This window comes from Streptomyces sp. NPDC052109 (assembly GCF_040680195.1).
Taxonomy (GTDB): domain Bacteria; phylum Actinomycetota; class Actinomycetes; order Streptomycetales; family Streptomycetaceae; genus Streptomyces.
Map to the genome: position 1 here is coordinate 115,064 of NZ_JBFAWF010000003.1, position 23,311 is coordinate 138,374.

A 23,311-nucleotide genomic window follows, 5' to 3' on the forward strand; every position below is an offset into this window, starting at 1 on the left:
CTCCCCGATTTCCTTGTCACGGCCCCCGTGGGGCCTGCTCGCCGGTGTGGGTCGACGGGTTCGATGACGGAAGCCGGGGGAAAGATCGCGGCCCGTGGCGCCTGTTGCCGTCCTGTGACAGTTGTGGCGCGAACATGAGGAACCCCGCTGCCCGGGGGAGTGGGCGGCGGGGTTCTCGGGGCGTCCGGGCAGCTCAGGGGGCGGTGCCGGGGCTGAACACCGACAGGAAGACGGACGACGAGCTCCCGGAGACGGGCACCGCTCCTGCCGTCCACGCGACCTTCAGCGAGTCCCGCTCGTCCGGGGGAGTGACGAGCAGCGCGGCCGGGGTGGCCGTCTTGGCGCCGCTGATACCGGGGTTGGAGAAGGTCAGCCCCGCCCAGGCGCTCTGCCCCGGGTGCAGGGTGATCGTGGCCGGGGAGCCCGACTCACGCTTGGGGTCGGGGCCGAGCTGGCTGCCGGAGCCGGTCACGAACGCCGCGCCCGGATAGCCGCGCAGGGTGCAGGTCCGGCCGGACTTGTTGGTGAGGACGACGGGGAAGTTCTCCTGGCCGGCGCCCGGGTCGTTGCGGCCCACCGAGGCCCCGAGCTCGGAGGTGTGGCAGCGGGTGCTCGCCGCGGCCGTGGTCGCACCGCCGCCGCTCGCGGAGGGCACCGCCTTCGAACCGGAGGGGGAAACACCGCCGCCGGTGACCGGAGCGCCCGGGGTGGCGGAGCCGGACGCCGGGCTCCCCGTGGTGCCGGTCGCAGGCGCGGCCGTACCCGAGGCCGTCACCGGCGGATTGCTGTGGACGTCCTTGCCGTTGCCACAGGCGGTCAGGAGGCCCAGCACGGCGACCGTGCCCACGAGCAGGGCCCCGTGCCGCGCGGACCGGGGTGTGTACACCATGTCGCTCAACACTCCTGTTGATCATGGCACGCGACCAGGACGCGTGCCTACGGCGCCGAGTGCGCCGTCATCACACTCCGATGCGCACAGCGCCGGAAAGGTTCGGCACACGCTGGGTTCTTTTCCCCGCCGTGACCCTGGCCAGACGCCGGTCAGGTCACGCTCAGCGAACGGAGTATCGCGTCGGTCGCGTCCTTGACGCCCCGCTCGCGCACCTGCACGTACACCTGAGGCTGTGTCGTGCCGTCCGCCGGGTCCAGTGCGGACTCCGTGACCGAGCCGCCGTCCGGGCAGCCGCTCCACGCCCGCACCACGCCGCGCCAGTCGCCGTCGGTGAAGGTGCGGCTGCCGGAGTAGTGGCAGCCGGCGTGGTCGAGGGCCTTCACCTTCGCGGCTACGTCGCCGTGCTCGCTCAGCCCTACGAACACCCCGTCCACCGGCGCCCCCAGATCGGACCACCGGTTCAGGTCGTCGGCGACCACCAGCCCCGGTTCGTGCCCCTTGGCGAGCCCCAGCGCGCTCGGGTTCCAGCCCGAGTCGCGCAGTTCGCGGCCGAAGCCGGCCGGCACCTTCACGACCACTCGCCCGGTCGAGTCCGCGACCCGCACCTCGTCCGAGGCGCCGCCGCCGTGGATCAGCACGGTCACCGCGGCCGCGGCCGCGGCGGCGGCGAGCACCGCGGCCAGGGCCAGCGTCATCGCGTTCAGCCGGCCGCGGACGCCGTCGAGCCGGCGGCCGGCCCGGAGCGCCGACGGCCCCGCCGCCAGCCGGTCCAGCTCGTTCGCGAACGCCTGTGCGCCGGGCCAGCGCCGCGCCCGCTCCGGCTCCAGCGCGCGCAGCAGCGCCCGCTCCACGCCCTCGTCGAGGTCCGGCCGCAGCCGCCCGGGCGGTACGACCCTGCCCGGCGGGCCCGGCACACTCCCGGTGACCAGCTCGTAGCCGACCGCGCCCAGACTGTAGACGTCGGCCCGCTCGTCGATCCCCGCACCGGGCTCGGCCTGCTCCGGCGGCTGGTAGCCGGCCGAGCCCGCGGCCAGCGTGAGCACCGAGGCCTGCGCGAGGCTCTTGGCCAGCCCGAGGTCTGCCAGCAGCACCCGCCGGGTGCCGTCCGGGGCGGTGTGCAGCAGCACATTCGTCGGCTTGATGTCCCGGTGCACGATGCCCGCCTCGTGCAGCGCGGCGGCGGCTCGGGCGGCCTCGGCCGTCAGCGCGAGCGCGTGGTCCACCGGCAGCGGACCGGCCGCCAGCAGATCGGCGAGGGTGCCGCCGTCGGCGTACTCCATCACGAAGTACGGCCTGCCGTCCTGCAGTTCACCGATGTCGTAGACCTGCACCACCCGGCTGGAGCCGGCCCGGCGCAGCAGCCGGGCCTCCGACAGGAAGCGGTCCCTGATGTCGAGCCGGTGCGACCAGTTCTCGGCGAGGACCTTGACCGCGACGGGAGCCTGAAGCTCTTCGTCGTGGGCGAGCCACACCGTGGCGAAGGCGCCGGTGCCCAGCGGCCGTTCCAGGCGGTAGCGGCCGATCCGATCCAGGGAGTGCATACGACTATCATGCCTGGCCTGAGATCGACTTGGAGGAGGGCCCGTCCGTGCAGGACCAGGCGCCGATGGAAGACCTCGCCCGGCGGGCCGCCGCAGGCGACAGAGCGGCCCTGGACCGGCTGCTGTACGAGATACGGCCGGAGATCCTCCGCCGCTGCGGCCGCTTCCTGCCGTGCCGGGAGGACGCCGAGGAGGCCGCCCAGGACGTGCTGCTCCAGGTGGCCCGGCACATCTCCGCCTTCGAGGGCCGCAGCCGCTTCAGTACCTGGCTGTACACCGTGGTCGCCAACTGCGCCCGGCAGAAGTACCGCGAGCTGAAGCGGCGGGCCGCCGAGCAGCCGGCCGCCATCGAGCCCTCGCACGCCGTCGACCCGCGCACCACCAGCGTCATCGCCGGCTCCCGGGTGGACCTGCTGGAGGCCCTGGAGCGGCTGGAGCGGACCCATCCGCACCTGGTCGCCCCGCTGGTCTACCGGGACATCTGCCAGCTGGACTACGCCGAGGTGGCCGAGCGCGTCGGCATCCCGCTCGGCACCCTCAAGTCACGCCTGCACGAGGCCCGCAAACAGGTGCGTCCCTGGCTGGCGGGCTCCTGACCCCTACCGGTCCTCCTCGTACCGCGGCAGCCCGGCCCAGATCGTCCTGCCGCGCGGGGTGTGCCGGCTGCCCCAGCGCTGGGCGAGCCGGGCGACCAGAGGCAGGCCCCGGCCGCCCTCGTCGAAGGCCTTGGCCCGGCGCAGGTGCGGGTCGGTGTGGCCGGTGTCGGACGCCTCGCAGATCAGCGTGGTCGTGTCGTGGATCAGTCGTGTCGTGGATCAGCGGCAGCCGGATGGGGTGGGAGCCGTACCGGATGGCTGCTCCACGGCCTGCTCGCGGATCGGCGCGACCAGCGCCGGGTCGGCGGGTGTGTCCCTGGTCGCCCCCTGCGCGGCGGGCGGGCCCTGGGTGCGGGCGAGCAGCAGCGCCACGTCGTCCGCCGAGCCGGCGGGCGCGGCAGCAGGAGCCACGGCCTCGGACAGCCCCACCGTGATCACCTTCGACGCGGCACGGGGCTCCCGACTCCGCCTGACCCTGACGAGCGCCCACCCCGCTGAGGCCGGGGGAGCGGTGCGCATCAGCCGGCTCGACGGGTGACGGCGGCGCACGCCCGGTGATCCTCTGAGGATCCTCAATTGGCTTGCCCGGCAAGCAGCATGACGAGCACGGTGATCCCATGGCTCTCGCGGTACTGAACAGGAAACAGGACGTCGTGCTGGTCGTCCGGGACACGGACATGGTCGCGGCGGCGCTGCGGCGGGCGCTGACCGAGGCGTCGCCCGAGGAGCGGGCGGGGCTGGAGCGCGCCGCCGCCCTCGTCGAGTCCACCGCGGCCGCCACCGAGGCGGAACTGCGGGCCCGTTGGGTCCGGGCCAGGCTGGCCGCCGTCGGCTTCGCCGGGGACGTCGCCTCGATGGCGGCACTGAAGGCGCTGCGCCAGGCGGAGCCGCGGCTCAGCCTGCTGGCGGCGGTGCAGTTGCAGAAGGACGCCGTGGCGCATCCGGAGTGAACGGTCCGTCCGCCGGACGCCGCGGCGCCGTCACGCCGCGTCGTGGAACACCAGCCCCAGGGTCCGACGCCGCCCCGACCGCACGGTGCTCACCCCGTGCCGCACCGCCCCGGCCGACCAGCCGCGGCGAGTGCGCACGGGGCGGCAGCGGGTGGTGAACACCAGGCCGTGTCCCTGGCGCAGAACGCTCGCCGTGCCCCGGGACTGGGCGCGCGGGCGCTGCTCCACCGTGAGGAACTCGCCGCCGGTGTAGTCGGTGCCGTACGCGTCCAGCGCGATCACCACCTGCAGCGGGAACACCAGCTCGCCGAACACGTCCCGGTGCAGGGCGTTCCAGTCGCCCGGCCCGTAGCTGAGCAGGATCTGCGCCGAGCGGTCCTGGCCCGCCGCGTGGCACCGCTTCACCCACGCGTCCAGGGAGTCGGGCCAGGGCGCCGGGCGGTCCAGGCGGGCCGCCCAGTCCCGGGCGACCGGCAGCAGGCGCGGATAGAGCGCGGCGCGCAGCGCGGCCACCGGGGCCGGCAGGTCATGGGTGAAGTAGCGGTACTCGCCGGAGCCGAACCGGTGCCGGGCCAGGTCGACCGTCGTCCGGAACAGCCCCGGCTCGTCGTACAGTGCGGCCAGGCCGGCGCACTCGGCAGGGGAGAGCAGCGGGCCCGTGGGCGCGCTGCCGTGCTCGTCCAGCTCGGCCGCGAGCGCGGCCCAGTCCGTGCGGGCCGCGCGGCGGCGGGCCTCGGCCGGGGTGAACGTCATGCCGTGCTCCTTCACACCAGGGCCGGCTGCAGCGCGCCTTCGTGCGTGAGCAGCCACAGCTTGCGCTCCACCCCGCCCGCGTACCCGCGCATAGAGCCGTCCGCGCCGATCACCCGATGGCACGGGCGGACGAGCAGCAGGGGGTTGGCGCCGAGGATCCGGCCGACCGCCCGCAGTTCGGCGCGGGGCACGCCCAGCCGGGCGGCCAGCTCGCCGTACGTGGTCGTCGTGCCGTAGGGGATGTCCTCCAGGGCGTGCCACACCGCCCGCTGTGACGGGGTACCGGTGGTGGCCGACGGCAGGTCGAAACGGGACAGGCGGCCGGCGAAGTAGGCGTCGAGCTGCCGGTGCGCCTCGGCGAACGGCCCGTCGTCGCGGTCCTGCGCGCGGACGGCGGGCGCACCGCGCTGCCCGGGCATGCTGAGCGAGGCGAGCGTGAACCCGGCCGGCGCGACCGACCCGGTCAGCAGCAGGTCGCCCAGCGGGCTGGGGTGGACGGTGTGGACGGTGCGTGTGCTCATCGGAATGCTCCCTCGGTGCGGTGGCCGCGTTCCGCCGTCCGGCGGCCGGTTCCTTCCGTGCTGCCGAGTCTGCTGCGCCGCGCGCCCGGTGACCGGCGGGAATCGGACATGGCTCTCGGGCCCTGCGGGTACCGTGACGGATCCCACTTGACCTGGTGATATTTACGGGTAAGTACCCGCGCGGTACCGTGAGGGGCATGCCAGCTCTCAATGTGGAGTTCAGCGACCGGGAACTAGAGGACCTGCGGCAGATCGCCAAGGAGCGCGGTACGTCGATGAAGGCCCTCGTGCGCGAGGCGGCAGCCGCCGACATCGCCCGGCACCGGGCGCTGCAGGAGGGCGCCCAGGCCTTCCGCCAGTTCTTCGCCGCGCACGCCGAGGAGTTCGCCGCGGCCTTCCCCGACGACGAGCCCCCCGCGAAGGACGAGGCCGCCTGACGCATGCCCAACGTCATCCACATCGACGTCCCCTGGCTGCTCCAGCGCCATGAGGAGGTCCTGCCCGACCAGCCCTCGGTCGACGACTTCTCCGCGCTGGTCGCCGCCGTCGCCCGGCACCGGGTGGACCCGCCCCGGCTCGGCGTGGACTCCGACCCCGCCTGGCGGGCCGCCGCCCTGCTGCACACCCTCGCCGTGCTCAAGCCGCTCCCCGGGGCCAACGCCCGCTTCGCCTGCGCGACCGCGGTGGCCTACATGTTCGTCAGCGGTGTCGGCATCGACCCGCCCTACGGCGCGCTCGTCGACCTCGCCCGCGATCTGATCTCGGGCAAGACCGACGTGTACGGCGCGGCCGACCGGCTGCGCTCCTGGCAGATCTGAGCCGGTCCCGTCCCGGCCGGCGGGGGAAGCCGCCGGGGCCGCCGGCCGGGGCAGGGTGGGCGGGGCCGCCGGCCGAGGGCGGGAGGAACAGGCCGGCGGCCGGTTGTGCGCGGGAGAAGCCTCCCCGGCTGCCGGCTGCGCTCGAGCGGGGGGAACCTCATCCCGCGCGGGGCCTGTCCGAGAGGCCCGGCCCCAGTCCACCTCCGGGCCGCACACCCCGGAAGCGTGTGCGCGCCCGCCGGCGTGTGCGCACCGTTCGCACGGGGCGCACGGAATTCGGAAAGCCGAGGCACGGGAGCGGGCCGCCGGCGGCCTCTTTCTGACTTTCCTTCAATACGCTCGATGTTCTGCGGGCGCCTTGTTGGTTGTGTGGAAGTTGTGCAAGGGTTGAAACGCCCCTGCGGGGGGTAAAATCCGGGGTTCTTCCGGCAGTTGCGGAACCGTCAACGGCCGAGCGCCGGCGAATTCCTCTCCCCGCGCGCCGCAGAGGTACGCATCGACGCAAGCCGCACCAAAGGAATCCGCTCAGTGCCCACCCCCCACCCTCCTCGTCCTCCCTATCCGCCGCCCGGCGGCGATCCCGGGGAGTCCGACGAGTCCCTCGCCGGCCCGCTGCGGGCCGGATCCGACGCGGAGGCCTCCCGGTCCGCGGCCCTGCTGATGGCCCGGCACTGGCAGCCCGCCCAGGACTACGCGGTGGTCTGTCTGGCCCTGACCGGGCCGCTCGCCCACATGGTCACCGCCACCGCCTTCCACCAGGTCCTCGGCCGGCTCGCGCTCGGCGAACCCGGCGAGGCGCTGCGGCCCCGGCTGCTCGTGGCGGTCCGGGACACGGTGGTCAACTGGTCCGGCACCGACCGGATCACCGCTGTGCTGCCCGGACTCGGGAAACCCGCCGGTGGCCGCGGTATGCGCGCCGCGAAGGCCCTGATACCGGAAAACCGGGCCCTCTCCGACCGCTCATTCCATGGCCTTCCCCGGCTGGAGCAGGCGCTGCTGTGGCACATGGAGGTCGAGGCCGAGCCGATAACCGTTCCGGCGGGACTGCTCGGAGTGGACGTCGAGAGCGCGGCGGTCGCGCTGGAGCAGGCGCGCGAGAAATTCCGGGAGGGCCTGGTACGCGCGCACCGGGAACTCGCGCCCGGCAAGGAATGCCGCTACTACAACCGACTGCTGGACGTACCGATCCGCCGCGGCGGCGCTCTGCTGCCCGACGTCCAGGAGCACCTTTCCGCCTGTACCTACTGCCGGCACGCCGCGGAGCAACTGGGCCACGCCGACGCGGCCTTGGGCGTACTGCTCGCCGAGGCCGTGCTCGGCTGGGGCGCCCGCCGCTACCTGGACTCGCGCCCCGGCCGCCGCCCCGGTCCCGCCCGCGGCCGCGGTGGCTCCCGGCGCTCCGGCGGACGCCGGCGCGGCGGCGACGGACCCGGTCTGCTCGCCCGGGCCGTCCTGCCCGGCACCCGGCGGCGCGGCGACGGCGAACCCCGGGCCCGGATCCCGGCCTCCCGCGGCCGGCGGCGCGGCGGTGAGCCCGGACCGCTCGCCCGGACCCCCGGCACCGCCTGGAGCTCGCGGACCCTGCTCACCGGCGTCGGCGTGGCCTCGGCCGGGCTGCTGGCGACCGTCCTCGCGATCAGCCTGTGGCCGGACGGCGGCGCCGGCACCGGCCCGGTCTCCTCCACCGGCGCCGTCCCCGGTACCGCGGCCCGCCAGTCCCCGTCGGCCACCGGCCCCGGCACCGCGGAACTGCCCGCCACCGGCCGCCCCACCCGGCTGCGCAACGCCGCCGCCGACCTGTGCCTGGACATCAAGGGCGCACCGAAGGCCGGTGCGGGCGCGATCCTCGCCGTCTGCTCCGCGGCGCCCACCCAGCAGTGGACGTACGACGCCGACGGTCGCCTGCGCAGCGCGACCGACTCGGTGCTGTGCCTGGACTCGCACGCCGACGCGGGGGTGGTGATCCTCGGGACCTGCGCCGACGCCGGCTCCGCGCGGGGCGACGACGTGCGCTACGACCTCACCGTGCAGGGCGAGTTGCTGCCCCGCTGGGACCGGGCCCTCGCCCTCGCCACTTCCGACACCAACGCCGGCGCCGACCTCGTCGTCAAGGTTCGCGACCACTCGGCCGCACAGCGCTGGGTGACCGACGCGTCCTCGGCGAGCCCCGGATCCCTCTCGATCGCGGGTACGGGCGGGGCGTCGGCCCGCCCGGCGGCGCTGCCCGGGCGCCGCTCCTAGGCCCTGTCGTCGCGGGCAGGGCACCGTGGTGCCGGGGGGACGGTCGGGAGAGTTCCGTGACCGGGCCCGCCGGCGCCGCCGGGCCGGTGTGCCCGGCGACGGTGTGCCCCGGCCGGTGCCACCGGAGGGGCGGAGCGCCAGGCCGCCTCCATGAGCACGCACCGGACGACCTGCTCGATGCCGGCGGCCCGTCCGGCCCGACACGTGCGCGTACGGCCCTCCCCCGGTGGCACGCCCGCGCTGCGAGGCCCGTCCGGAGCCGGACTTCGGACGAGCCGATCGGCGACCCCGGCTCGCGGACCGGCCGACGGGCGCCAATCCCTCGCTCCGGGCGGTGGGCGATCCCGGGCAGACGGTCGTCGTGGTCATCCACGACCCGGTGCCGGGAACACGTCGTCGCCGGTCCGCCCCCGCTGTCGCACGGCACCCGTCGCCGGTCGCCGACCGCGCCCGCCGCCCGGGAGCGCAGCGGCCGCGGCGGGCAAGCCGGCCACGTGCCGCGGGCCCTGGCGAGAGACCGGCGACCGGGACCCTCGCGGCCTTCGCCCGGCTCGGGACGCCGCCTAGAGCCCACCGGGCGGTCGCCCCGGCCGTCGGGCGGCCCGGGCGACCGCCCGTACCGGAGCACCGTCCGCGCCGGGGAGCCGTAGCGGGAACAGGAACACCTCGACCGCCTCCGCGTCCAGCAGCCGGTCGAGACCGGTGAGGTTCTCGGCGATCACCGCGCCCGCACCGCACAGCACCCGATGGGCCGGCAGGGTGAACTCCGCCTGGGGATCGCCGGGTCGGGGCGTCGGGTCCACGCTGAGCGCGTCCACCGCCACGGTGCGGACACCGGCCTCCACCACGGCCGCCGCGGCATCGGGAGTCAGCCAGGGGTGGTCGAGGTACGCGTCCGTGCCCCAGTGCGCCGACCAGCCGGTGACCAGCAGCAGCAACGCACCGGGCGCCGCCGCGAGAGCGTCCAGCGCGGGGGCCAGCAGAGTCGGCTTGATCGGCGAGCGGGGCGGCAGTCCCCGGACGTCGGCCACGACCGCGGGTCCGGCGAAGCGGTCCAGGGGCAGTTCGTCGAGGCGGGGCCAGGCGTCGTCGACGTGGTAGGGCGCGTCGACATGGGTGCCGGACTGCGAACCCAGGTGCAGTGCCAGGACGTTGACGCCGTCGGCCGCCGCCCCCAGGGCCGGCGTGACGGTGACCTCCGGGTCGCCGGGGTACACGGGCATGCCGGTGACCACGGGCACCGACAGATCCAGCCAGCCGCTCACCGGCCGCCATCCGCCGCGAGCGCCGCCGGCGCGTCGTCCACCGGGGCTCCGGGACCGGTGATCGGCGGCACCGGCGCCTCGGCGGTACGCGCCAGGCGCGCGCCCTCGGGCCCGTACGCCGCCCGGGGCTCGGGGAACAGCCGCAGCAGCGTCAGGAAGAGGATCGCGGCCACCGCGAGCGACAGCGGCAGGCTGATGTCGACGCCGTTCGCCAGGTCCCCCAACGGGCCGACGAACTGGCCCGGGATGTCGGTGAACAGCACACCGACCACCGCAGCGACCCACCAGGCCGTCATGCCGCGCCAGTTCCAGCCGTGCGCGAACCAGTAACGGCCGCCGCGCTGGCGGCGGTTGAAGACCTGGAGCGCGTCGGGGTCGTACCAGCCGCGCCGGGTGTAGAAGCCGAGCATCATCACGACCATCCACGGCGTCGTGCAGGTGATGATCATCGTGGCGAACGTCGAGATGGACTGCACGAGGTCCAGCCCGAACCGGCCGATGAAGATGAACGCGATGGACAACACGCCCACCAGCAGCGTCGCCTGAACGCGGGACAGCTTCGGGAACACCGAGGAGAAGTCCAGGCCGGTGCCGTACAGCGAGGTGGTGCCCGTCGACATGCCGCCGATCAGGGCGAGCAGGCACACCGGCAGGAAGAACCAGCTCGGCGAGATCGCCAGCAGCCCGCCCACGAAGTCGGGCGCGGCCGGGTCGACGTACTTCGGCGCCTTCGCCGCGATGATGCTCGCGGTCGCCAGGCCGAAGACGAACGGCAGCAGGGTCGCGATCTGGGAGAGGAACGCGGCGCCGACCACCTTGCGGCGGGGGGTACCGGCGGGGATGTAGCGCGACCAGTCACCGAGGAACGCGCCGAACGACACCGGGTTGGACAGCACGATCAGGGCGGCGCCGATGAACGAGGGCCAGAACATGGACTTCGTCGCAGCGTCCGCCGAGGCGGTGAACACACCGGCGTACGACGGGTCGAAGTCGCCGGCGAACGCGATCGCGCCGAGCAGGAACAGCACGGTCGCCGAGGTCACCGCGATCTTGTTGACGAACAGCATGAACCGGAAGCCGTAGACGCACACGGCGAGGACCAGGCCGGCGAACAGTGCGTACGCCACGACGTACGAGGGCGTGCTGCGCTCCAGGCCGAACAGCCGGTGCGCGCCGCCGACCAGGGCGTCGCCCGAACTCCACACCGAGATGGAGAAGAACGCGATGGCCGTCAGCAGGGACAGGAACGAGCCGACCACCCGGCCGTGCACGCCGAGGTGGGCGGAGGACGAGACCGCGTTGTTGGTGCCGTTGACCGGGCCGAACACGGCCATCGGGCAGAGGATCAGCGCGCCCGCGACGACGCCGAGGACGGTGGCCGCGAGGCCTTGCCAGAAGGAGAGGCCGAAGAGGACCGGGAACGCGCCGAGCACGCAGGTGGAGAAGGTGTTGGCGCCGCCGAAGGCGACCCGGAAGAGGTCCAGCGGGGTCGCGGTGCGGTCAGCGTCAGGGATGCGCTCGACGCCGTAGGGCTCGACCTCGGTGAGCGACGGCGGTGCCGCGGCGGGGGATTCGGCGGTGGGCGATTCGGGGGACTGAGGGGTCACGGAGGGCTCCAGCGAGGTCGCGGCGATGGAGCGCTGGTCGCGCGCGGGGTGGCGGACGACCGTCGTGCGGCAGGGGTGTCGCGGCACGGGCAGGGGTCGTCCGGAGCGGTGTGCCGACGGTAGGGCTCCGGTGCGGACCCCTGCCAGAGGACGAATCATCCATCTTCGCCGTTGTCGGTGGAGGAATCGGCCACCTCCTCCGCGTCCGGCCCCTGAGCCCGTACCCGCTGGACGTGTTCCAGTGACTCGCGCAGCTCGGTCAGCCAGTCCTCGGTGTGGCGCTGGACCAGGCGCACGCACCAGGCGAGGGCGTCACTGCGGCTGCGAGCCACGCCCCCGGCGATGAGGGTGTCGAGGACCTGACGCTCCGGCTGGCGCAGCCGGGTCATGACCGGCGCGGCGACATGGGTGAACAGGGCGCGCTCGGGGCCGCACACCACACCCCAGGAGACCTTGCGGCGGAACAGGTGCTCGGCCTCGCGGGCCACCTCCATCCGGTTCTCCCGGGTCCGCTCCCGGAACTCCTGGATCCGGGAGCGCACGGCGACTGCCCGCTCGGCGTCCGAGGCGCCCTCGGCGAGCCGGGGCTCGGGGATGCGGCCGATCACGGTGATCTCCTCGCGGTCGGCGATCACCTCGGCCAGTTCCTCGAAGAGGTCGTCGGGCAGCCGGCCGGCGAACCAGCCGCGCAGCTTCTCTTTCTGCTCCGGTGTAATCATGTAAGCAGAATTACGCGACCCTCTCCATGAACGCAAGGAGTCGTGAAGGGGTCGTGAAGGGGTTCACCGTGAGCGGAGCCGGAATGTTTCAGGCCGATTAACGAGGCGGTGATTTTCGGCCATGTGACCGCTCTCCGCGATCAAGAACCGCTCAGTTGGGCGGTTGGCGTGTTCGATTTCCGTGACTTCACGCCACTGTTTCAATACGCAATGTTACTGAAACCGGCGGGTTCGATGTGTGTTTCGGCGGCGGACTCGGCAGAGTGGCGCTCGCCGCTCCGGCACCGACCGGGTCGGAGCGAGCACCCGTCTATCCGAGCGGAAGGATGCACACAATGCGGAACACCGCGCGCTGGGCAGCGGCCCTCGGCCTCACGGCCGCCGCCGTTTGCGGACCCCTGACCGGGGCCGCCGTCGCTGCACCGGGCGCCGCCCCGTCGTCGCTCTACGCCCCCTCGGCGCTGGTCCTGACCACCGGCCACGGCAGTGACGCGGCCACGGCCACCCCGGAGCGCGCCGTCACCCTCAACTGCGCCCCCACGGCCTCCGGCACCCACCCGGCCGCGGCCCAGGCCTGTGCCGAACTGCTCGGCACGGGCGGCGACTTCAGTGCCCTGAAGCCGAGCGGCGACGTGTGGTGCACCAAGCTGTACGACCCGGTGGTCGTCACCGTGCAGGGCGTCTGGCAGGGCAAGCGCGTCTCCTACGAGCGCACCTTCGGCAACGGCTGCATGCGGGACTCCGTCGGCGGCGGCGTCTTCGCCTTCTAGGGACCGGGATCGCAACGCACCCCGCACACGCCGGAACAGGTCCGCAACTGGGGAGTGCGGCTTCTGGAGCGGGGTACCTGCGATCTCGCACCGGAGCCGACGGGCGGAGTGGGGCCGCCCGCCGGCTTCCGGGCACACAGCCGCTCCCCGGGTGGGTCCGTGGGGGGCCTTACCCGGGGAGCGGCGAAAAACAACCGGTTTCAACCGGAGTTCTTGGCCTTGCGCCGGTGACTCGTGTCGCACCACGGATAGCGGCCACTGCGCCGGCAGGTGCACAGGGCGACACGGAAACGGTCGGAGGACACGACGGTCCCGTCCTCCAACTCGACCTCCACCGGCCCCTCCACCAGCAGCGGCCCCTGCCGCTGGACGGTGATCCGGCGAGTCCGGTCAGTGTGTTCGTTCGGCACGGACGACCACCAGCTCCTCCCTCTGTGCGTCCGGCGCGAGCAGACCGCGCCGGCGCAGCCAGTCCTCCCGTGAGCGCAGCACCGGACCCAAGGGGATCCGGCGGCGCCGGACCACCGTCGCCGTCAGACGTGCGGCGCGCAGCAGTTGCAGGGTGCGCTCGGGATCGCTGAGCGCAGAGTGCACGATCAGCAGCACACCTCCGGGGCGCAGCAGTGCGGGCGCGTCCCGGCAGATGCGGTCGAGCAGCAGTCGTCCGTCCCGGCCCGCGTCCCAGGCCCGGGACCGGCCGCGCGGCCCGCGACCGGCATCGGGTGCGGGAACGTACGGCGGGTTCGCGAGGATGAGGTCGTACGTACGGCCCCGGACCGGTGCGAAGAGGTTGCCGCGCCGGATCCGCACCGGCAGCCGGGTCAGCCAGGCGTTCATCCGGGCCGTCCAGACCGCCGGCCGGGACACGTCCACGGCGGTCACCTCGGCGCCGTGCCGGGCCGCTTCCAGGGCCAGCGCTCCGCTGCCGGTGCCGACGTCGAGGACGCGGTCGCCGGGTGCCGGAGCCTCCTCGCGGAGGGACTCCGCCAGCAACTGCGTGTCGTCCTGCGGGGCGTACACGCCCGGAAGTACCAGAGCAATCACACCGCGCGAGTACCCCGGCATTCAGAATGTATGGGATATTTCCCTCCCGAGCGGGGTGCGCAGGGACGAGCGTCCGGCGCGCCAGTCGCCGAGCAATCGCCGCGCCAGCCGGTCCTCCAGGTACTCGGTCGCGTCGATCCCGAAGGCGACGTCCGCCGCGAGTTCCGGCTCCTCGCCGAGCAGTCCGCCGATCACCTCATGGCGGACGACCTGTTCGTGGACCGCGTCCGCCTCGACGTGCTCGTCGTAGAAGAACTCCGCGGCGGGCCCGGCGCCGGTGCGGCGCATCGCCTCGGCGAGCCGGCGGGAGCCCGGCGAGGAGGTGATCTCCACCTCGGCGAAGTGGCCCACCAGCGCGCCGCGCAGCTCGCGGTGCAGCCCGAACAGGGACATCACGTTGACGACGGCCAGCATCTCCGCGCGGGCCGCGTCCACATACCGGCCGTATTCGGTGTCGAGGCCGAGGTCCGCCATCAGCGCGGCGAACAGGCGCGCGTGGACCCGGTCGGCCCGTCCGCCGCCGAACTCGTCGAACTCCACGGCCGCCATCCCCGCCTTGGCCCGGCCCCACAGGCGCGGCAGTACCCAGGCGTGCGGGTCGGCCTCCTTCAGGTGGTACAGGGAGCGCTGGGCGGCGTACTCGCGCAGGTGCCACAACTCGCCCTCGGCGCACAGGAAATGGGTGACCCCGGTGCCCTCGGCCGGTTCCACCAGCAGCGCGGCGAGCGCGTCGTCGAGACTGTCGTGCGCCGGCGTGTCGGTGCGCAGCGCGGACAGGAAGCGGCGCTCCAGCGCGGCGCGCACACGCAGCAGGTCGGGGTCCCACTCGAGCCCCGGGCCGACGCCCGCGAAACCCCGGTAGTGCAGCTCGTAGCACAGGTACAGGGCAAGGTGCGTGTCGTCGCCGTAGGGATCCGCCTCCCCGGCCTCGGCGGGGCGGGGGAGGGGGCCCGTGCCGCGCAGGTACGCGGCGACCGCGGCGGACAGGGGACCTCGGGGCGGGGGCAGCTGGGGGCCGCGCTCATGGCTGTTCATGGCGCCTCGGGTACCCCGGCCCCGGGAAGGCACGAGCGGTCCCTCGTCCCGGCCGCTCAGTCCCCTTCCGTCTGCTCCTGCGCTCCGGTGTTGGGCGTGATCGCGTCGCCGGCCTCGCCGCCCTCCTTGTCCTCGTCGCGCTTCTCGGCCTCCTCGACCTCCCGGAGGACTTCCTCCAGGGCGGTGTCGAACTGTTCCTTGCGGTCCTTCTCGTCTTCCTCGCCGGACATGGCCTCTCCTTCCACCTCCGTGCCTCTGATCAGCTGAGTTACCCGCCGCCGCCGTCTCAAGCGCCCTGCCACGGGGTGCGCCGGGGCCACCTCGCCGGTACCGCCCGGCCGGGGGAGCGGAAGGTCCTGCCCGGTGAGTACGGCGACGACGGCGACGTGGACCGCACCGCGCACGTAACCGTACGGGCCGCTCGCGACCGGCCGGGCCGGCGGCGCGACGGGTGCGGGGCTGCCGAGCCCGTGGAGGGCGAACCGGGTGAGCGCCTCCCGGACGACGGGGGTGGCGTCCCCCGGCGGGACACGTCCGCACAGCCGCGCCGGCAGGCACCGGGGACCGGCCCGCCGGCCGCCGGGCGGTCGGCACGGCACCGGTACGGCCGCGCCGACCGGGACGAGGCCGAGGAGCAGGGCGCTGCCGAGCGCCGCAGGTGCCTTGCGCATACCCCCACCATGACAGGGTGAGGGGCCGCCGTCTCCCTGCTGACGGCGGCCCCTCGGGCTCTGGTGGCGCGTGGGCGTCACATGTGGATGACCGGTGTGTCTCCGGCGTCCTGCTGCTGCGCGCCGCGCCGGTAGAACAGGAGGGCGAGCACCGCGCCGGCGGCGAAGAAGCCCGCGGACCACCAGAACGCGCTCGTGTAGCTCTCGATCGTCGCCTGCGCCCGCACCAGCTTGCTGGTGGCGTCCCGGCCGGAGAGGTAGTCGGTGGCGGCGCTCGCGGCGAGGGTGTTCAGCAGGGCCGTGCCGATCGAACCGCCCACCTGCTGCATGGCGTTGACGGTCGCGGAGGCCACGCCCGCGTCCTCGGCCGCGACCCCGCCGGTGGCCAGCTGCATGGCCGGCGGCATCACCATGCCGAGGCCCACGCCGATCACGATCAGCTGGGGCAGGACCGCGCTGACGTAGTGCGAGCCGACGCCGATGCCGGTCAGCCAGGCCATGCCGGCCGTGGCGACGGCGAACCCGAGCGGGATGACGGCCTTCGGGCCGAGGCGGGGCACCAGGATCGTGGTGCCCACCTGCGCGGTCACCATCAGTGCGCCGACCATCGGCAAGAACGCCACACCGGTCTTCGTGGGGCTGAAGCCGAGGTTGAGCTGGAGGTAGTAGGTCAGGAACAGGAAGACGCCGAACATGCCCGCGCCGGTGATCAGCACCGCGAGGAAGGAGGCGGCGCGGTTGCGGTCGAGCAGGATGCGCAGCGGCAGCAGCGGGTGCGCGGCCCGGATCTGCCACCATGCGAAGGCCCCCAGCAGTACGCCGCCCGCGATCAGGAAGCCCCAGGTCAGCGGCGAACCCCAGGCGTGGGTCTCGGCATTGGAGAAGCCGTAGACCAGGGAGAACAGACCGGCGGCGACCAGGACCGTGCCGGGCACGTCCAGCTTGGCGTTCGCCGCGTCCCGGTGGTTGCCGAGCAGGATCCAGCCGCCCGCGAAGGCGACGACCGCGATGGCCACGTTCACGTACAGGGTCCAGCGCCAGTCCAGCGCGTCGGTCAGCACACCGCCGAGCAGCAGGCCCACGGCACCGCCGGCACCGGCGATCGCGCCGTACACGCTGAAGGCGCGGGCCCGTTCCCTGACGTCCGTGAACGTGGTGTTGAGCAGCGACAGCGCGGCGGGCGCGAGGAGCGCGCCGAAGGCACCCTGCAGGGCGCGGGCGACGACCAGCATGGTGAAGCCGTTCGCGGCGCCGCCGAGGGCGGAGGCCGCGGCGAAGCCGACCACGCCGACGAGGAAGGCGGGCTTGCGCCCGAACAGGTCGGCGATCCGCCCGCCGAGCAGCAACAGGGAGGCGAAGGCCAGGGCGTACGCCGTCACGATCCACTGCCGGTTGCCGTCGGAGAAGCCGAGGTCGGTCTGCGCGGACGGCAGGGCGATGTTCACGATCGTGGCGTCGAGGACGACCATCAGCTGGGCGATGGCGACGACCGCGAGGATCCACCACCGCTTCGGCGAGGCCGCGCCGCCGTGCTCGATCGCGGCGGCTCCCGCTCGGGAGCCTTCGGCCAGGGTCTTCTGAGACATGGGGAACCACTCCAGGGCAAGTCGTTCGGACGCAGGGAGGCAAACAGCTCGTAAACGAAACTGTTTCGTACACATCGAGCGTACGACACCGCTAGCGAAACGGCAACGTTTCTTATTCGTGCATTCCTTGACTGGCATATAATCATCGCGGCATATTGGATGCATGTCCGACGCCGCGCTCTGGTCCGCTCTCGCCGACCCCCACCGACGGGCCATCGTCGCGCTCCTGCTGGACCGCCCCCGCTCCGTCGGGGAGATCGTCGAGGCCTGCGGCCTGAGCCAGCCGAGCACCTCCAAGCATCTGAAGGTGCTCCGGGAGTCGGGCCTGGTCCGGGTCAGACAGGACGCCCAGCGCCGCGTCTACGCCCTCGACCCGGCACCGATCGCCGCCCTGGACGCCTGGCTGGAGCCCTATCGCCGGCTGTGGAACCGCAGCCTGGACGCCCTCGGCCGGCGTCTCGACGCGACCTCGGACGACACCTGACACCCCCACTGCGAAGGACCGGAGCACCATGCCCGTAGACCTCACCGGCACCTATCTGACCCTGGACGACGGCCGCGCCGCCGTCCGGTTCACCCGCACCTACGACCACGCGGTGGACCGCGTCTGGCGGTACGTCACCGATCCCGACGAACTCCAGCAGTGGTTCCCCTCCCGCGCCGAGATGGAGCTGCGCCCCGGCGGCACCATCCGCTTCAGCGGCGACCCGAACATGCCCGAGTCCACCGGCCGGGTGCTCGCCGTCGACCCGCCCCGGCACCTGTCCTTCGAGTGGGGCGGCGACGAACTCCGCTTCGACCTGGAGGCCGTCGGCGACCGGCGTACCCGGTTCACGCTGACCAACGTCCTCGCCGAGGCGAACACCGCCGCCCGCAACGGCGCCGGCTGGGAGGTGTGCCTCGCCGCCCTCGACGCGACGGCGCGCGGCGAGCGCTTCGGGGGCCCGCACGCAGGGGCCGGCGCACCGTGGAAGGAGTTCTACGACGCCTACCTCGGCGCCGGTGTGCCCTCCGGCGCGCCCGTGCCGGGCCTGGACTGACCGCGGACCGGGTTCCGCGACCGGGCCGTCCGAACCGGCGACCAGCAGTCGGGCGTCACGCACGCCGCGTGCCGGAGCGCGCGGCCCGCCATCTCCTCGCCGGGCCGCCGTCGGACCGGCCGGACCCGGTACCTCGCCGTGCGTGATGCCCTTCTCCCGACGGGTGTCCCGACGTACGGAGGCGCTCACGACCCCGGCCTCTCCCGGCCCTCGCAGTCCATGGTCGTCCCGGAGACACCACCCGGCGACCCGGATCTCACCCGTTCACCGTCCGGCAGGGGTTCCGCCGTGCGCGGTGTTTCAGTGTGTGGCGCCCTGGATACACCGCGAAGGTTCGGCCCCGGAGTTCGCGAGCCCGTGCACACGTCGCAGTGAGGTCGTCACCATGTCCCATGCCCCGCCCCCAGCAGGACCGTCGAACCGCGCCGGGCCGGTCACGACCTCCGCCCCGGCGGCGGGCGCCGTCCCACGGTCCGCCGGTGACCGGGCCGGCCGGGGCGGCACCGCCCTGGTGACGGGTGCCTCCTCGGGCATCGGCGCCGCCGTCGTCCGCCGGCTGGCCGACGAGGGAGGCTGGCGGCTGGTGCTGAACGGGCGCGACGCCACCCGCCTGGAGCAGCTTGCCGCCCGCTTCGATGCCCTGGCCGTTCCGGCGGACCTGACCCGGCCGGGTGCAGACCGCCTGCTCACCGATCTCGTCCTGGCCCGCACCGGCCGCCTCGACCTGCTGGTGGCGAGCGCCGGCGTGGGCTGGGCCGGTGACTTCGCCGCCATGCCGCACGCCCGCATCGACGAGATCGTCGGCGTCGACCTGCTGGCCAACCTGCACCTCGTGCGCGCCCTGCTGCCCCACATGGTCGCGGAAGGCTCGGGACACATCGTGCTGGTCGGGTCCGTCGCCGGCAGCGTCGGTGTCCGCGGCGAGGCCGTCTACTCCGCCGCGAAGGCGGCCCTGGCCGCCTTCGCCGACGCGCTGCGCTACGAGCTGCGCCGCACCGGCGTGGGCGTCACGCACGTGATCCCCGGCGCGGTCGACACGCCCTTCTTCGAGCGGCGGGGCGCCCCCTACGCCCGGACATGGCCGCGGCCGGTGCCGGCCGAGCGGGTGGCGGACGCCGTATGGAGCGCCGTCCAGCACGGCAAGGACGAGGTGTACGTCCCCGGCTGGCTGCGGTATCCCGCCCTGGTACGCGGGGCCGCCCCGGGGCTCTACCGGTGGCTCGCCGCCCGCTTCGGGTGAACCGCCGTGATCGCCGTCACGGTGCTGCTCGCCCTGCTCGCGGCGCTCTCCAACGCCTCCGCCTCGGTGCTGCAGCGCAGGGCCGCCGTGCAGGAACCCGACGAGGGCACCGGGGCCCGGGCCGCCCTGCGCAGGCTCACCCATCTGCTGCGGCACCCGAACTGGCTGGCCGGCAGCGGGCTGCTGGCGCTGTCCAGCGTGCTGCAGGGCGCGGCACTGGCCACCGGCAGCCTGTCCCTCGTCCAGCCTCTGCTCGCCGCCGAGCTGCTGTTCACCCTGGTCGTGGGCAGTGTGGTCTTCCGGCGCGCGCCGGACCGGCGGACCTGGCTGGCGTTCGCCGCCCTCGCCGTCGGTCTGGCCCTCTTCCTCGTGGCGGCGTCGCCGTCTGCCGGCCGGCCCACGGCGTCGCCCGGGTCCTGGCTGGCCGGTGGCGGCTCGGCGCTCGGCGTCGTGGCGCTGCTGGTGGCGGCCGCCCGTCCGACCAGGGGCGCCGCCCGGGCCGCGCTGCTCGGCCTCGCCTCGGCCGTGTCCTTCGCGACCACCGCCGCCCTGCTCAAGGAGGCCGTGGGGCGGCTGGACCACGGGCCGGGCGCGATGTTCGGCCACTGGTCGCTGTACGCAACCGGCGCTGTCGGGGTCGTCGCCTTCCTGCTGCTGCAGAGCGCGCTGGCCGCCGGTTCCCTGACGGCGTCCCAGCCCGCCCTCACCCTCGGCGACGCGATCACCAGCGTGATCCTCGGCTGGGTGCTGTTCGACGAGGTGATCCAGCTCGGGCTGCGGGTGATCCCGGAAGTGATCGGCATCGGGCTGATCGGAACGGGCAGCCTCGGACTCGCCCACGCCTCGGCCGAGGGACGGGAGTGGGACACGCCCGCGCGGGCCGGGCCGGGCCGCCGCAGACGTCACCCGCACCGAGTACGCCGTCAGGACGTCCCCTGACAGGCGTGACGACCACCACCAGGAAGGCGGTTCAGCGATGGTTCCGACGCCCGGCCGTGCATGGCGCAGGGCCGCGTTTCTGCTGCCGGTCGGTGTCGCGGCCGCACACATCGGACCGGCGGCCACCTGGCTCCCCGGCGTGCGGCTGCTGTTGTTCCCGCGGCTGTCCGGCGCCGGCCGCTGCCGGCACATCGCGCTGACCTTCGACGACGGCCCGGACCCGGAGTCGACGCCACGCTTCCTCGACGCGCTGGACGGGCTCGGGGTGCGGGCGACCTTCTTCGTGCTCGGGGAGCACGTGGTGCGTCATCCCGAGCTGGTCCGGGAGACCGCGCGGCGGGGACACGAGCTCGCCGTGCACGGCTGGACGCACGACCGCCCCTGGCGTCCCGCTCCGGCCCGTGACGCCGAGGAGGTCGCCCGGACCGTCCGCGCCGTGCACGACATCTCCGGCCACCGCCCGCAGTGGTACCGCCCGCCGTACGGCATCCTCACCTCCGGACGCTGGCTGGCGGCGCGGCGGGCGGGGCTGCGGCCGGTGCTGTGGTCCGCGTGGGGCAAGGACTGGACGGCCGACGCCACCCCGTCGTCCGTACGGGCCCTGGTCGCCGCGGATCTGCGCGGCGGGGGCACCGTCCTGCTCCACGACTCCGATCGCGTCGCGGCCCCGGGCTGCTGGCGCTCGGCCCTCGGCGCGCTGCCGGCGCTCGTGCGGGGCTGCGCGGAGGCCGGCATGACGGTAGGCCCGCTCCGCGACCACGGCCCGGCCACGCCCGCCCTCGCCTCCGCCGCGGCGGTCCGCCGATGACGGCCTCGGAGCGCGCGTCCGGCGGGCGCCGGGCACGCGTCCGGTGCGGCAGCCCGGCGGACCGCGCCGGCGCACCCTCCGGCGCCGCACGCCACCGGAGCGCGCCGGACCTGCCTCGGCACGGTGCCGCCGCGTCACAGACCCGCCACGTACGCCATGGGATCGCCCCGGAACAACGCCCGCCCCCGGGCCACCCGTTCCGCCCGCTCGGGGCCGTCCTCCGTGAGCCTGCCGAGGGCAGAGAGCAACGCGGACCCGTCCTGGGCCAGTTCCGACACGCCGAGGGCGGACATCCGGCGGACCCCGTCCACCCCGTGCCCGGGCAGCGGCCGGTGTCCGATCACGGGCAGCCCGGCGGCCAGGGCCTGTACGGCGGTCTGGCCTGCGGCGTTGTCCACCAGGGCGTAGGCGGCGGCGAGCAGTCCCGGCATGTCGTCCACCCAGTCCAGCGCGAGCACCCCGGGCACCCGGGACACCCGGGCCCGCAGCCGTGGGTTGCGCCCGCACAGCACCACCGGCAGATAGCCGGCCCCCGACAGCAGCCGGGCGGTGGCGTCCGGCCGGGAGGCAGCGCCCCAGGCGCCCGCGGACAGCAGGACCGCCGGCCGGCCGGGAGCCTGCCCGGCGAAGCGCTCCCGCCACCGGCCCGTCCCGGGCGCCGGCGCGCGGAATCCGGGCGCGACGGCCGGGCCGGTCGTCACGGCGGGCGTGTCGAGCGCCCGGCGCACCTCGGCCGCCACCTCGTCCGTGAGGCACAGGTACTGGTCGTTGCCGGGGTGCAGCCACTGCCGGTGCACGGCGAAGTCCACGAGGAAGACGGCGCTCGGCACCCGCAGCACGCCGCGGGCCCGGAGATGACCGGTCAGCTGCGCGCCCAGATGGAAGACCGACACCACCACATCGGTGTCCAGCCGCTCCACGAGTTCCGTCAGCCGGTCACCGGCGAGCCGGGCCAGCGGCACCCCGCTGGGACGCGGTCCCCTGCCGCCTCGCAGGAAAGCGCCGTAGACGCCGGCGTACGCCCACGGGACGTGCCGTACCGACGCCTGGTAGGAGCGACGCAGCCCACCGCCCAGGCCGTACGGCAGCAGCCGCAGGAGGTCGGCCACATGCGGCTCGTGTCCCTGCGCCGCGGCTCGGCGCGCCAGTTCGGCCGCGACGGTGTCATGACCGGCACCCATGCTCGCGCTCAGGATCAGCGGGCGCCGCCGGCCGTTCGGCCGGTCGGGGTCCAGGGAGGGCACCTCGGCAGGAGTACGCACGGCGTCCGATTCTCCGGCGGGCGCCGCCCGCAAACCGCTCATTCGGCCGTCGTGTCGCCGGACCGACGGTCCGGCGACACGACGGCCAGGCGAGTTGCCCGCAGGGCGCCGGGGTGGATGAATCGGCTCAGGAGAGAGAGTGTGGGCGGCGAGCACGGGAGGAGCCGTGAGGCGGTTGCGGCGCGGCCTGCACCGCGCTTGGGAGTGGCTCAGGGCCGGGGCCCTGCTCGAGCGTGGCCGCGAGCTGGAGCTGATGCACCGGGCCATGGGGTTCGCCACCCTGGCCCTGGTGACGCTGGCGCCGTTGCTGATCGTGGTCGCCGCCGCCGACCCGCTGGTGCGGGGCGGTTTCGCCTCGTGGCTCACCGACGGCATGGGCCTGTCCGGCCGTTCCGCCCGTGTGCTCACCGACGTCATCAGCCCGCCGCGCAACGTCATCGGCACGACCAGCGTGTGGGGTGGTGTCCTGCTGGCCGTCTTCGGGGTGTCCTTCGGCGGCAGCGTGCAGAACGCCTACGAACGGATCTGGGGCCTGGCCTCGGGACCCTGGCACCGGGTCTGGCGGCAGGCGACCTGGCTGGTGGTCCTCACCGCCTACCTCTACCAGGAGGTGGCGACCAAGGACGCGCTGCACGGGGGCGGCCGGATCGCCCTGTCCACGGTGAGCGGCATCCTCTTCTTCTGGTGGGGGCAGCGCTTCCTGCTGGGCGGCCAGGTGCACTGGCGCACCCTGCTGCCGGGCGCCCTCGCCACCGTCCTCGGCCTGGCCGGCCTGCGCGCCTTCTCCTACCTCGTGTTCACCCCGCTCATCGTCACCAACGCGCTCAGCTACGGCGCCGTCGGAACCGTACTCGTGGTCGAGTCGTGGCTCATCGGCGTCGGGTTCGTCATCTACGGCGGTGCCCTGTTCGGCCGCTGGTTCACCGAACACCACTGGACCCCCACCCACCACGACCGAGGGGACGAGGCACAGCCGCCGCGCCGGGGGAAGTACTGAGCACTCCCGGCCCCCG

At 74.2% G+C, this 23,311-nt stretch carries 25 protein-coding genes and 1 pseudogene; 12 read left to right on the top strand and 14 right to left on the bottom strand.

Features of this window, described 5'->3' with window-relative positions:
• Nucleotides 1-193 precede the first annotated feature (193 nt).
• Entirely contained in the window at nt 194-889 is a 696-nt protein-coding gene (locus tag AB0L59_RS09235; protein ID WP_365581137.1) for a DUF4232 domain-containing protein, read from the bottom strand.
• A 152-nt stretch (nt 890-1,041) separates the two neighbouring features.
• Nucleotides 1,042-2,433 carry a serine/threonine-protein kinase gene (locus AB0L59_RS09240; RefSeq protein WP_365581139.1) on the bottom strand — a complete coding sequence of 464 codons (1,392 nt, stop codon included), beginning with the start codon at nt 2,431-2,433 and terminating at the stop codon, nt 1,042-1,044.
• Between the two features lie 47 nt (nt 2,434-2,480).
• On the opposite strand from AB0L59_RS09240, the gene AB0L59_RS09245 reads away from it, so the two are divergent.
• The gene (locus AB0L59_RS09245; protein WP_365581141.1) at nt 2,481-3,029 is read left to right on the top strand and encodes an RNA polymerase sigma factor; all 549 of its coding nucleotides are present in this window, start codon (nt 2,481-2,483) and stop codon (nt 3,027-3,029) included.
• A gap of 3 nt (nt 3,030-3,032) precedes the next feature.
• On the opposite strand, the pseudogene AB0L59_RS09250 reads toward AB0L59_RS09245, so the two are convergent.
• A pseudogene (locus AB0L59_RS09250) lies at nt 3,033-3,422 on the bottom strand (ATP-binding protein); the annotation flags it as partial.
• A 224-nt stretch (nt 3,423-3,646) separates the two neighbouring features.
• Between AB0L59_RS09250 and AB0L59_RS09255 the strand changes: the two are divergent.
• Entirely contained in the window at nt 3,647-3,979 is a 333-nt protein-coding gene (locus AB0L59_RS09255; RefSeq protein ID WP_365581142.1) for a hypothetical protein, read from the top strand.
• A gap of 30 nt (nt 3,980-4,009) precedes the next feature.
• Here AB0L59_RS09255 and AB0L59_RS09260 read toward each other — a convergent pair whose 3' ends face one another.
• Nucleotides 4,010-4,732 carry a 2OG-Fe(II) oxygenase gene (locus tag AB0L59_RS09260; protein ID WP_365581143.1) on the bottom strand — a complete coding sequence of 241 codons (723 nt, stop codon included), beginning with the start codon at nt 4,730-4,732 and terminating at the stop codon, nt 4,010-4,012.
• 11 nt (nt 4,733-4,743) lie between these two features.
• On the bottom strand, nt 4,744-5,253 hold the full coding sequence (locus tag AB0L59_RS09265; RefSeq protein WP_365581144.1) for a methylated-DNA--[protein]-cysteine S-methyltransferase: 510 nt from the start codon (nt 5,251-5,253) through the stop codon (nt 4,744-4,746).
• Nucleotides 5,254-5,450: 197 nt separating this feature from the next.
• Here AB0L59_RS09265 and AB0L59_RS09270 point away from each other — a divergent pair, with 197 nt between their 5' ends.
• The 3 genes from AB0L59_RS09270 to AB0L59_RS09280 all read left to right on the top strand — a co-directional run bounded on the left by AB0L59_RS09270 (nt 5,451) and on the right by AB0L59_RS09280 (nt 8,312).
• Nucleotides 5,451-5,690 carry a hypothetical protein gene (locus AB0L59_RS09270; protein WP_225097586.1) on the top strand — a complete coding sequence of 80 codons (240 nt, stop codon included), beginning with the start codon at nt 5,451-5,453 and terminating at the stop codon, nt 5,688-5,690.
• Nucleotides 5,691-5,693: 3 nt separating this feature from the next.
• Nucleotides 5,694-6,071, top strand: a complete 378-nt coding sequence (locus AB0L59_RS09275; protein WP_365581145.1) for a toxin Doc — start codon at nt 5,694-5,696, stop codon at nt 6,069-6,071.
• Nucleotides 6,072-6,599: 528 nt separating this feature from the next.
• Nucleotides 6,600-8,312, top strand: coding sequence for an RICIN domain-containing protein (locus AB0L59_RS09280; RefSeq protein ID WP_365581147.1), 1,713 nt, complete (start codon nt 6,600-6,602; stop codon nt 8,310-8,312).
• Nucleotides 8,313-8,875: 563 nt separating this feature from the next.
• Here AB0L59_RS09280 and AB0L59_RS09285 read toward each other — a convergent pair.
• The 3 genes from AB0L59_RS09285 to AB0L59_RS09295 form a co-directional block, all read right to left on the bottom strand.
• Complete coding sequence (locus AB0L59_RS09285; protein WP_365581148.1) at nt 8,876-9,577, bottom strand: cyclase family protein; 702 nt, start codon at nt 9,575-9,577, stop codon at nt 8,876-8,878.
• Nucleotides 9,574-11,184, bottom strand: a complete 1,611-nt coding sequence (locus AB0L59_RS09290) for a cytosine permease (RefSeq protein ID WP_365581605.1) — start codon at nt 11,182-11,184, stop codon at nt 9,574-9,576. The genes AB0L59_RS09285 and AB0L59_RS09290 overlap by 4 nt, the downstream gene beginning before the upstream one ends.
• Nucleotides 11,185-11,339: 155 nt before the next feature.
• A complete protein-coding gene (locus AB0L59_RS09295; RefSeq protein WP_365581149.1) occupies nt 11,340-11,903 on the bottom strand; it encodes a hypothetical protein in 564 nt (187 codons plus the stop codon).
• Nucleotides 11,904-12,238: 335 nt separating this feature from the next.
• Here AB0L59_RS09295 and AB0L59_RS09300 point away from each other — a divergent pair, with 335 nt between their 5' ends.
• A complete protein-coding gene (locus tag AB0L59_RS09300) occupies nt 12,239-12,673 on the top strand; it encodes a subtilase-type protease inhibitor (RefSeq protein WP_365581151.1) in 435 nt (144 codons plus the stop codon).
• Between the two features lie 200 nt (nt 12,674-12,873).
• Here the strand turns inward: AB0L59_RS09300 and AB0L59_RS09305 are convergent, their stop codons facing one another.
• The 5 genes from AB0L59_RS09305 to AB0L59_RS09325 all read right to left on the bottom strand — a co-directional run bounded on the left by AB0L59_RS09305 (nt 12,874) and on the right by AB0L59_RS09325 (nt 17,009).
• Nucleotides 12,874-13,083 carry a CDGSH iron-sulfur domain-containing protein gene (locus AB0L59_RS09305; protein WP_365581153.1) on the bottom strand — a complete coding sequence of 70 codons (210 nt, stop codon included), beginning with the start codon at nt 13,081-13,083 and terminating at the stop codon, nt 12,874-12,876.
• On the bottom strand, nt 13,064-13,738 hold the full coding sequence (locus AB0L59_RS09310; RefSeq protein ID WP_365581154.1) for a HemK2/MTQ2 family protein methyltransferase: 675 nt from the start codon (nt 13,736-13,738) through the stop codon (nt 13,064-13,066). The genes AB0L59_RS09305 and AB0L59_RS09310 overlap by 20 nt, the downstream gene beginning before the upstream one ends.
• Nucleotides 13,739-14,752 (bottom strand): iron-containing redox enzyme family protein, encoded by a 1,014-nt coding sequence (locus tag AB0L59_RS09315; RefSeq protein ID WP_365581156.1) that lies wholly within the window; start codon nt 14,750-14,752, stop codon nt 13,739-13,741.
• Between the two features lie 56 nt (nt 14,753-14,808).
• Complete coding sequence (locus tag AB0L59_RS09320; protein WP_365581636.1) at nt 14,809-15,423, bottom strand: hypothetical protein; 615 nt, start codon at nt 15,421-15,423, stop codon at nt 14,809-14,811.
• A gap of 77 nt (nt 15,424-15,500) precedes the next feature.
• Nucleotides 15,501-17,009, bottom strand: coding sequence for an MFS transporter (locus AB0L59_RS09325; RefSeq protein WP_365581157.1), 1,509 nt, complete (start codon nt 17,007-17,009; stop codon nt 15,501-15,503).
• Between the two features lie 163 nt (nt 17,010-17,172).
• Between AB0L59_RS09325 and AB0L59_RS09330 the strand changes: the two genes are divergently transcribed.
• From AB0L59_RS09330 to AB0L59_RS09350, 5 genes are all read left to right on the top strand, one after another.
• Entirely contained in the window at nt 17,173-17,493 is a 321-nt protein-coding gene (locus tag AB0L59_RS09330) for a metalloregulator ArsR/SmtB family transcription factor (RefSeq protein ID WP_365581159.1), read from the top strand.
• A 28-nt stretch (nt 17,494-17,521) separates the two neighbouring features.
• Nucleotides 17,522-18,049, top strand: coding sequence for an SRPBCC family protein (locus AB0L59_RS09335; protein WP_365581161.1), 528 nt, complete (start codon nt 17,522-17,524; stop codon nt 18,047-18,049).
• Between the two features lie 385 nt (nt 18,050-18,434).
• On the top strand, nt 18,435-19,289 hold the full coding sequence (locus AB0L59_RS09340) for an SDR family NAD(P)-dependent oxidoreductase (protein ID WP_365581163.1): 855 nt from the start codon (nt 18,435-18,437) through the stop codon (nt 19,287-19,289).
• A gap of 6 nt (nt 19,290-19,295) precedes the next feature.
• The gene (locus tag AB0L59_RS09345) at nt 19,296-20,228 is read left to right on the top strand and encodes a DMT family transporter (RefSeq protein ID WP_365581164.1); all 933 of its coding nucleotides are present in this window, start codon (nt 19,296-19,298) and stop codon (nt 20,226-20,228) included.
• Between the two features lie 37 nt (nt 20,229-20,265).
• Complete coding sequence (locus AB0L59_RS09350) at nt 20,266-21,036, top strand: polysaccharide deacetylase family protein (protein WP_365581165.1); 771 nt, start codon at nt 20,266-20,268, stop codon at nt 21,034-21,036.
• A gap of 134 nt (nt 21,037-21,170) precedes the next feature.
• Here the strand turns inward: AB0L59_RS09350 and AB0L59_RS09355 are convergent, their stop codons facing one another.
• Nucleotides 21,171-22,298 (bottom strand): galactosyldiacylglycerol synthase, encoded by a 1,128-nt coding sequence (locus AB0L59_RS09355; protein ID WP_365581167.1) that lies wholly within the window; start codon nt 22,296-22,298, stop codon nt 21,171-21,173.
• Nucleotides 22,299-22,464: 166 nt separating this feature from the next.
• On the opposite strand from AB0L59_RS09355, the gene AB0L59_RS09360 reads away from it, so the two are divergent.
• Entirely contained in the window at nt 22,465-23,295 is an 831-nt protein-coding gene (locus tag AB0L59_RS09360) for a ribonuclease BN (RefSeq protein WP_365581168.1), read from the top strand.
• Nucleotides 23,296-23,311 lie beyond the last annotated feature (16 nt).

Excerpts from the sequence above, each read along its gene's own strand:
- AB0L59_RS09330 (WP_365581159.1), top strand. The coding sequence starts at position 17,173 with ATGTCCGACGCCGCGCTCTGGTCCGCTCTCGCCGACCCCCACCGACGG.
- AB0L59_RS09335 (WP_365581161.1), top strand. The coding sequence starts at position 17,522 with ATGCCCGTAGACCTCACCGGCACCTATCTGACCCTGGACGACGGCCGC.
- AB0L59_RS09255 (WP_365581142.1), top strand. The coding sequence starts at position 3,647 with ATGGCTCTCGCGGTACTGAACAGGAAACAGGACGTCGTGCTGGTCGTC.
- AB0L59_RS09340 (WP_365581163.1), top strand. The coding sequence starts at position 18,435 with ATGTCCCATGCCCCGCCCCCAGCAGGACCGTCGAACCGCGCCGGGCCG.
- AB0L59_RS09235 (WP_365581137.1), bottom strand. The coding sequence starts at position 889 with ATGGTGTACACACCCCGGTCCGCGCGGCACGGGGCCCTGCTCGTGGGC.
- AB0L59_RS09295 (WP_365581149.1), bottom strand. The coding sequence starts at position 11,903 with ATGATTACACCGGAGCAGAAAGAGAAGCTGCGCGGCTGGTTCGCCGGC.
- AB0L59_RS09260 (WP_365581143.1), bottom strand. The coding sequence starts at position 4,732 with ATGACGTTCACCCCGGCCGAGGCCCGCCGCCGCGCGGCCCGCACGGAC.
- AB0L59_RS09315 (WP_365581156.1), bottom strand. The coding sequence starts at position 14,752 with ATGAACAGCCATGAGCGCGGCCCCCAGCTGCCCCCGCCCCGAGGTCCC.
- AB0L59_RS09270 (WP_225097586.1), top strand. The coding sequence starts at position 5,451 with ATGCCAGCTCTCAATGTGGAGTTCAGCGACCGGGAACTAGAGGACCTG.
- AB0L59_RS09325 (WP_365581157.1), bottom strand. The coding sequence starts at position 17,009 with ATGTCTCAGAAGACCCTGGCCGAAGGCTCCCGAGCGGGAGCCGCCGCG.
- AB0L59_RS09240 (WP_365581139.1), bottom strand. The coding sequence starts at position 2,433 with ATGCACTCCCTGGATCGGATCGGCCGCTACCGCCTGGAACGGCCGCTG.
- AB0L59_RS09275 (WP_365581145.1), top strand. The coding sequence starts at position 5,694 with ATGCCCAACGTCATCCACATCGACGTCCCCTGGCTGCTCCAGCGCCAT.
- AB0L59_RS09310 (WP_365581154.1), bottom strand. The coding sequence starts at position 13,738 with ATGCCGGGGTACTCGCGCGGTGTGATTGCTCTGGTACTTCCGGGCGTG.
- AB0L59_RS09300 (WP_365581151.1), top strand. The coding sequence starts at position 12,239 with ATGCGGAACACCGCGCGCTGGGCAGCGGCCCTCGGCCTCACGGCCGCC.
- AB0L59_RS09350 (WP_365581165.1), top strand. The coding sequence starts at position 20,266 with ATGGTTCCGACGCCCGGCCGTGCATGGCGCAGGGCCGCGTTTCTGCTG.
- AB0L59_RS09265 (WP_365581144.1), bottom strand. The coding sequence starts at position 5,253 with ATGAGCACACGCACCGTCCACACCGTCCACCCCAGCCCGCTGGGCGAC.
- AB0L59_RS09320 (WP_365581636.1), bottom strand. The coding sequence starts at position 15,423 with ATGCGCAAGGCACCTGCGGCGCTCGGCAGCGCCCTGCTCCTCGGCCTC.